Annotated in this window: 9 protein-coding genes; 5 read left to right on the top strand and 4 right to left on the bottom strand. The window is 69.1% G+C overall.

Annotated features, from left to right (window positions below; all coding sequences use genetic code 11):
• The first annotated feature begins 135 nt into the window (after window positions 1–135).
• Window positions 136–414: an HPr family phosphocarrier protein gene (locus E5679_RS15050; protein WP_138414684.1), complete on the top strand. Its 279-nt coding sequence runs from the start codon at window positions 136–138 to the stop codon at window positions 412–414.
• Between the two features lie 71 nt (window positions 415–485).
• Here the strand turns inward: E5679_RS15050 and E5679_RS15045 are convergent, their stop codons facing one another.
• Window positions 486–1,148 carry a pentapeptide repeat-containing protein gene (locus tag E5679_RS15045; protein ID WP_171042404.1) on the bottom strand — a complete coding sequence of 221 codons (663 nt, stop codon included), beginning with the start codon at window positions 1,146–1,148 and terminating at the stop codon, window positions 486–488.
• Between the two features lie 33 nt (window positions 1,149–1,181).
• Here E5679_RS15045 and E5679_RS15040 point away from each other — a divergent pair, with 33 nt between their 5' ends.
• Window positions 1,182–2,141 carry a D-2-hydroxyacid dehydrogenase family protein gene (locus E5679_RS15040; protein ID WP_138417302.1) on the top strand — a complete coding sequence of 320 codons (960 nt, stop codon included), beginning with the start codon at window positions 1,182–1,184 and terminating at the stop codon, window positions 2,139–2,141.
• 62 nt (window positions 2,142–2,203) lie between these two features.
• On the opposite strand, the gene E5679_RS15035 is transcribed toward E5679_RS15040, so the two are convergent.
• Complete coding sequence (locus E5679_RS15035; protein WP_138417300.1) at window positions 2,204–2,962, bottom strand: SDR family NAD(P)-dependent oxidoreductase; 759 nt, start codon at window positions 2,960–2,962, stop codon at window positions 2,204–2,206.
• A 177-nt stretch (window positions 2,963–3,139) separates the two neighbouring features.
• Here E5679_RS15035 and E5679_RS15030 point away from each other — a divergent pair, with 177 nt between their 5' ends.
• Complete coding sequence (locus E5679_RS15030; protein ID WP_138417299.1) at window positions 3,140–4,345, top strand: beta-ketoacyl-[acyl-carrier-protein] synthase family protein; 1,206 nt, start codon at window positions 3,140–3,142, stop codon at window positions 4,343–4,345.
• Here E5679_RS15030 and E5679_RS15025 read toward each other — a convergent pair.
• Window positions 4,342–5,154 (bottom strand): putative protein N(5)-glutamine methyltransferase, encoded by an 813-nt coding sequence (locus E5679_RS15025; protein WP_249336162.1) that lies wholly within the window; start codon window positions 5,152–5,154, stop codon window positions 4,342–4,344. The two genes, E5679_RS15030 and E5679_RS15025, sit on opposite strands and share 4 nt — an antisense overlap.
• A gap of 58 nt (window positions 5,155–5,212) precedes the next feature.
• Between E5679_RS15025 and E5679_RS15020 the strand changes: the two genes are divergently transcribed.
• Window positions 5,213–5,422 (top strand): dodecin, encoded by a 210-nt coding sequence (locus E5679_RS15020; RefSeq protein WP_138417294.1) that lies wholly within the window; start codon window positions 5,213–5,215, stop codon window positions 5,420–5,422.
• On the opposite strand, the gene E5679_RS15015 is transcribed toward E5679_RS15020, so the two are convergent.
• Window positions 5,394–5,696 (bottom strand): helix-turn-helix transcriptional regulator, encoded by a 303-nt coding sequence (locus tag E5679_RS15015; RefSeq protein ID WP_138417292.1) that lies wholly within the window; start codon window positions 5,694–5,696, stop codon window positions 5,394–5,396. The genes E5679_RS15020 and E5679_RS15015 overlap by 29 nt on opposite strands.
• Before the next feature lie 217 nt (window positions 5,697–5,913).
• Between E5679_RS15015 and E5679_RS15010 the strand changes: the two genes are divergently transcribed.
• Window positions 5,914–6,417, top strand: coding sequence for a helix-turn-helix transcriptional regulator (locus E5679_RS15010; protein ID WP_171042403.1), 504 nt, complete (start codon window positions 5,914–5,916; stop codon window positions 6,415–6,417).
• Window positions 6,418–6,451: the final 34 nt, after the last annotated feature.

Below are 6,451 nucleotides of genomic sequence, written 5' to 3'. Positions count from 1 at the left end.
TCGCCGCCCAGGCCCTGGCCGCCCCCTCCGCCCACGCCGCCCGCGAGAGCGTCAGATCAGCCCTGCCCGTCCTGGCCGACCTCGGCCTCTGAGAACCCACCCCGGACCACCCGCAGAAGAAGGAGACACCACCCCATGGCAGAACGCACCGCCACCATCGGATCCCGCGTCGGACTCCACGCCCGCCCCGCCGCGATCTTCGCCGAAGCCGCCGCCAACACCGGCATCGAAGTCACCATCGCCAAAGAAGGAGAACCCGAAGACGAGGCAATGGACGCCTCCAGCATCCTCTCCCTCATGTCACTCGGCGCCGAATACGGCCAGAAAGTCATCCTCCGCGCCGACGGCCCCGGCGCCGACCAAGCCCTCGACCACCTCGTCACCGTCCTCGAAACCGACCACGACGCCCAATAACCCCCCGTTGCGCCGTCACCTCCGCAGGGTCCACACCCTGCGCACGTGACGGCGCAACCGGTGCTGGGGGCTCAGTCGCGGACCGCGATCCCCAAATGCTCCGCCATGACCTCGGCGAGCTCGGCGGCCTGGAAGCCGCTCACGACCGCTCCCCGCAGACCCGCGATCCCGGCCACCCGCCCCAACCGGGCCCCGCGCAGGTCCACGTGCCGGAGCTCGGCCGCCGTCACGTCGAGGGCATCAACGGTGCAGCCTTCGAACGCCACTCGGGTTGCCTTCGCCCTCCCGAGGTCGAGTTCCTCGATGACGCAATCCGCGAAGAGCACGTCGGTGAGCTCTGCGGCACGGAGATTCACGAATCCGAGCTTGCAGCCGCGCACCACCACGCCGTCCCACGTGCCGTCGTAGAGCTCGCCGGAGCCGATCCGCGACGCAACGAGCTCCACGTCCCGGAACCGCGAGCGCGGAGCGCGAAGGCTGGGCGCTCCGAGCCGTTCGATCCGCGTTTCGACGAAGGACGCCCCGGTGAGGTCCGCGCCGTCAAGCGTGGCGCCGTCGAGCGCACATTCGACAAAGGCGACACCGGCGAGGCCGCGATCGGTGAGGTCAACCCCGTCGAACGTGAGACCCTCGGCCCGCTCGCCCGGCCCGAGGTCGCCGGCATAGCCTGCGTCGAGGCGCCCGAGGCGCAGCTCGGTCAGCCGGGGACGTGTGGGGTGTTGGCGCGGACTCACCCGCCGATCGTAGCCCCGCCGTAGGCTGTGGCCATGAGAATCGCTGTCCTCGATGACTACCAGAGTGTGGCCGCGCGTCTTGCCGATTGGGACTCCCTCGACGCGGAGGTCACCTTCTTCTCGGAGCACCTCGGCCATGAGGACGACGCCGTCGTGGCCGCCCTCGAGAACTTCGACGTGGTCGTGGCGATGCGAGAGCGAACCCCGCTCCCCGCGGAACGCCTTGAGCGCCTCCCGAATCTCAAGCTCATCGTCTCGACAGGACGGCGCAACGCCTCCATCGACCTCAAGGCGACGGCCACGCTCGGCATCACGGTCTGCTCGACCGGCTACCTGCCCGCCCCCGCCGCCGAGCACACTTGGGCGCTCATCCATGCCGCGACCCGACGTCTCGACGTCGAGCTCGGCGCGATCCGCACGGGAGGATGGCAGACGACGGTCGGACGCGGCCTCGACGGGCGCCGCCTGAGCGTCCTGGGCTTGGGCAACCTCGGCAGCAGGGTCGCGAAAGTGGGGCTCGCGTTCGGGATGGATGTTGTCGCCTGGAGCCAGAACCTCACTGATGAGCGCGCCGCGGAGGTCGGGGTGCGGCGTGTCGAGAAGGAGGAGCTCTTCGGGACCGCGGACATCCTCACGATCCATCTGGTGCTCTCGAAGCGTTCACGGGGGATTGTGGGCGCGGACGAGCTTGCGCTCATGAAGCGCGATGCGATCCTCGTCAATACGTCGCGCGGTCCCATCGTGGAGGAGGCCGCGCTCCTCGACGCGCTCCGCGAGGAGAGGCTTGGACTCGCGGCGCTCGACGTGTTCGACGTCGAGCCCCTCCCTGCTGCCCATCCGCTGCGACGCGAACCCCGCGCGATCCTCACCCCGCATATCGGGTACGTCACGCAGGAGCAGTACGAGATCTTCTACCGCGATGCCGTCGAGGACATCGCGGCCTTCACGTCGGGGTCACCGATCCGGATCATGGAGCTGCCGCCCGGGCGCTGACCCCGTTGCGCCCTTTACCGTGTAAACGTGACGGCGCAACGAGTGGGGGCGCCTTGGGAGCCTCAGCGCCTGGGCCTGCGCTGCGGCCCCTGCAGGAGCCGGCCGGGGAGCACCCTGCTGAGGAGCACGACCGCCTTGTACCGGCGCGAGGGGATCGACACGCCCTTGCCGCGCAGATTGTCTACCAGCCCCTCCCGCACCACGCGCTCGGCCCGCAGCCAGAGGAAGGGCGGGATGAACTTTGTGGTCATGCCCATGCGCGAGTGGAACTCGGTGTGCACGAAGCCGGGGCAGAGGGCCGTGACGATGATCCCGCGCCGCTTGTAGTGCAGGTTCGCCCACCGGCTGAAAGCGAGCATCCAGGCCTTCGCCGCCGAATAGGAGCCGCGCGGCACGAAGGCCGCGACCGAGGCGACATTGATGATGCGCCCTTCGTTGCGCGCCGACATGGCCCGGATAGCTGCGTGGCACAGGCTCAGCGGGGCTTCCACGTGCAGCCGGACGTGCTTGATCTCGTCCTCGAGCGGTGTTCGGTCGAAGTCATGCAGCAGCCCGATCCCCGCATTGTTGACCAGAATGCCCACCGGCCGCGCGGGGTCGCCGACGCGGTCGACGACGGCGGCAAGCTGGGCTTCGTCGGTCAGGTCCGCGGGCAGCACCTCGACCTCCACTCCGGTCCGCGACCGCAGCTCGGCGGCGAGCTTTTCGAGCCGCGCGCGGTCCCGCGCCACGAGGACGAGGGCGTGGCCTTGGGCAGCGAGCTGGCGTGCGAACTCGGCGCCGAGGCCGGAGCTCGCGCCGGTGATGAGCGCCGTGGTCATGCGTCCCAGCTTAGGCGCAGCCCATAGGGATCTGCGTATTTGTGGACGGGGCACAAAGATGCTGGAAACTGCAGGGACTCACGGGCCCTCCTTCTGTAGGATTCCACCAAAATCGATCGGCCCGCGTTGACCCCTCCATGACCGCCGGAAACGTACCCCGACCGGAATACTTGAGGTATGGACCGCATTGCTATCACCGGCTTCGGGGCTGTCAGCCCGCTCGGGAACGACGCACCGTCGACCTGGGAAGCCCTCCGCGAGGGACGGTCCGGCGTGTCCGTGCTCGAAGCTGACTGGGCCTCGGAGCTGCCGACCCAGATCGCCGGGACCGTCTCGGACTCGTTCGCCGAGTCCCTCGCCGTGCGCGAGGTCAAGCGACTGGACCGCTGTGAGCAGTTCAGCCTTGTGGCCGGCCGCGAAGCCTGGGCGATGGCGGGGAGCCCGGAGGTCGAGCGCGATCGGCTCGGCGTGGTCGTCGGAACCGGGATCGGCGGTATCACCACCACGATTGCTCAGGAGCACGTCCTGAAGGGGTCGGGGCACCGCCGCGTTTCGCCGCATACGGTCACGATGCTCATGGGGAATGGCCCTGCCGCCTGGCTCTCGATCGACCTCGGGGCCAAGGCCGGCGCGCGGACCCCCACGAGCGCGTGCGCGTCCGGGGCTGAGGCGATCGCGATGGGCCGCGAAATGATCCTCTCGGGGAGTGCGGACATGGTGGTGGCCGGGGGCAGCGAGGCGGCGATCACCGGCCTGACCCTTGCGGCATTCGGCCAGATTCGCGCGCTCTCCAAGCGCAACGAGGATCCGACGGCGGCCTCCCGCCCCTTTGACGCTGAGCGCGACGGCTTCGTGCTCGGCGAGGGAGCTGCCCTGCTCGTGCTCGAGCGCGAGGAGCATGCACGCGCCCGCGGGGCCGAGATCTTGGCCTTCCTGGATGGCGCGGCGGTCACGTCGGACGCCTTCGACATCGTCGGCGCGGACCCGTCGAATCAGGCCCGGACCATGAGCCTCGCGCTCCGGGCGGCGGACTTCGCCCCGGGCGACATCGACTTCGTCCACGCGCACGCGACGTCGACGCCGACCGGCGACCTGAACGAGTCGGAAGCCCTCGCCGAGACCGGAATCGACGCCCCCGTCACGTCGTCGAAGTCCATGACCGGCCACCTGCTCGGAGCGTCGGGATCCCTCAGCGCGATCGCCTCGGTCATGGCGCTCCGCGAGGGCGTGGTCCCGCCCACCATCAACGTGGAGCGCCTCGATCCCGCGATCAAGCTCGACGTCGTCGCGAACGTCAAGCGTGAGGTGGACGCGCGCGCGGCGATCGTCAACTCCTTCGGCTTCGGCGGCCATAACGCCGCCCTCGTCCTGAGCCGCAACTAGCCAGTGCGACGCCCGACGACGACCGTCCCCCCGATCTCCGCATCCCGGCGCACATAAGTGTCCAGCCCGGCGGCGGAGACCAGCGCGGCCGTGTATGGAGACTGGTGCTTGCTCGTCTCGATGAGAAGCCATCCCCCGGGGGCGAGCCATTCTCCTGCCTCGGCTGCGACCCGACGCTGGATGTCGAGGCCGTCGCGTCCACCGTCGAGCGCGGAGAGCGGCTCGTGGACGCGGGCTTCGAGCGGCATGAGGGCGATCTCCTCGCTCGGAACGTAGGGGGCATTGGCGGCCATGGCGCGCACCCTGCCGCGCAGCCGTGGCGGAAGCGCCGCGAAGAGATCACCGAGGTGGGCCTGGCCGTGGAACCGCTCGATGTTCCGTGCCGCGACCTCGACGGCGGCCGGCTCGACATCCGCTGCATGCAACTCGACCCCAGGGACGGCGTGGGTGATCGCCGCGCCGATGGCCCCGCTCCCGCAGCAGAGGTCGACGACGACCGACGCGGCGGGGGCGTCAGCAAGCAGCCGCACTGCCTCCCGTACCATGAGTTCGCTCCGCCGTCGTGGGACGAACACGCGGGGCGCCACGGAAATCTTCAGGCCGCAGAACTCCGCCCAGCCAACCACCTGCTCGAGCGGTTCCCCCGCCACCCGCCTGGCCACCAAGGACTCGAGGTCGCCCCCCGTGCTCTCGGCCTCGCGCAGCAGCCGCGCCTCGTCCTCGGCGAACACGCACCCCGCCGCCCGCAGCCGCGCCACAAGCGGATCGGCAGCCGGCGAGCGTCCCAACTCTGGCCTTGGGATAGTCACGGCGATAGTCTGCCACCACCCGTCGGGCCCTCGTGGCCCCCGACCGTCAGGAGGAATCATGGCAGGGCACACCTACAGCGTTTCGGAGATCGTCGGGACGTCGCCAGACGGCGTCGATCAGGCCGTCCGGAACGCCATCGAGACGGCATCGCAGACCCTCCGCAATCTCGATTGGTTCGAAGTCCAGTCCATTCGCGGCCATGTCGAGAACGGCTCGATCGAGGACTGGCAGGTCACCATCAAGCTTGGCTTCCGTCTGGAGCGCTGACAGAACCAGGCTCCTGAGGAGGGCTGTGCCGCGCGCCGGATGCAGTGCGCCGGCCCAGCCTCTCCTCGTCCTCGAGTTCGAAGAGCTCGTTCCACGGGCGTTTGAGGCGGATGGCCAGGGCGAGGGCGAGGTCCTCGCTCAGTCGGGTCATCCGTCCGGTCTCGAGCAGGTGGATGGTGGTCTGCGAGCGCTTCACGAGGAAGCCGAGCTGCTCCTGAGAGAGGTTCTCCTGCCGCCGCCAGCGCCGCAGCATCCCCGGGTCCTTCACCTTCACGAAAGTCTCCTCTCGGACATTCGCCGGGGTCCTTCCACGCAGGTCCCCCCATCCCACGCTCTATGCTACAAGTTAACTTAAGCTAACAGGCAACTACTTGTTGCCACCACAAGTGCTATTTGCCTGTTAAACGCTGGCAGGATGGGTATGTAGGTTGTTGCGTGTCGCTACCTTGCAAGCTGCGCTGGAGGAGAGAGCCAGGACTGTGAATGAGCCGTTGAGCCTGCGCGATCTGATCGAGACGGCAGCCGCGAAGCGACAGGCTTCGGGCCTCCGCCTCGCTGAGATCGCCGAGGCCGAGGGCCACAAGATCACCGTCACCACCATCAATGCCATCCGTCAGGGCGTCTACAAGTCCCGTCCGCGGGCGAGCACGATTCGGGCGATCGCGTGGCTCGCCGGCGTCACCGAGGACGTGGCCTTCCAGGCCGCCGGCCAGCCCGTGCCCGGGCCGCCGTTCGCGGACGAGCTGCCGCCCGGCGTCGACAATCTGCCCCCCAAAGCGCGGCGCGCCGCGATCGAGATGCTGCGGGCCCTCGTCGATCTCAACCGGCAGGCCGTCGAGGGTGTTCGTCCCCGGAAGGCGGGCCAGGAGGCCGAGGAACTTCCCCAGGACTGGCATGCCCTCGCCGCCTATCAAGGCCCTGACGAGCACCTCGAGCGCGAGCGTGAATGGGACGACCGGGGCGAGGATCCCCAGGAGCGTCCGCAGACCGGCTAGGGAACCCGGCCAGCCAAGGAATGTCAGCCCCTCC

The organism is Sinomonas gamaensis (genome assembly GCF_005876955.1).
GTDB lineage: Bacteria > Actinomycetota > Actinomycetes > Actinomycetales > Micrococcaceae > Sinomonas > Sinomonas gamaensis.
Note: the sequence above shows the minus strand (reverse complement) of the source record. Positions and strands in the feature narration are given on the sequence as shown.